The 393-nt window shown below is 73.3% G+C and carries 1 protein-coding gene; it reads left to right on the top strand.

Features of this window, described 5'->3' with window-relative positions; genetic code table 11:
- A partial coding sequence (locus CCN42_RS44065; protein WP_245877086.1) for an MATE family efflux transporter occupies positions 1-393 on the top strand: 393 nt, incomplete at both ends.

The following is a 393-nucleotide window of genomic DNA, read 5'->3' as shown; positions in this document are numbered from 1 at the left end:
GAGGTCCGGGACCTGGTCCGGGCGAGCCTGCTGCTGTCCACGCTCGCCGGAGCGGCCGGGGCCGTGCTCATGGTGCTCATCGGGCACGCCGTGGTCTGGCTCGGCCAGGACCCCGACGTCGTGGACGCGGCCAAGCCGGTGCTGTACGCGATGGCGCCGGGCCTGCTGCCCTGCCTGTGGTTCCAGGCGATCCGGCAGTTCACCGTCGGCATGCGCCGCCCGCAGGCGCTGCTGCGCATCACCATCGCCTCGATCGCCGTGAACGCGGGCCTGAACTGGGTCCTCATCCACGGCACCTGGGGCCTGCCGAAGCTGGGCCTGCCCGGCATCGGCCTGGCCACCACCTCGGTGTACGCCCTGTCGTTCCTCGCCCTGTACGCCTCCGCCCGGCGC

It is taken from the genome of Streptomyces glaucescens (assembly GCF_002154375.1).
Classification (GTDB): domain Bacteria; phylum Actinomycetota; class Actinomycetes; order Streptomycetales; family Streptomycetaceae; genus Streptomyces; species Streptomyces glaucescens.
This window is presented reverse-complemented; position numbering and strand designations above follow the sequence as displayed.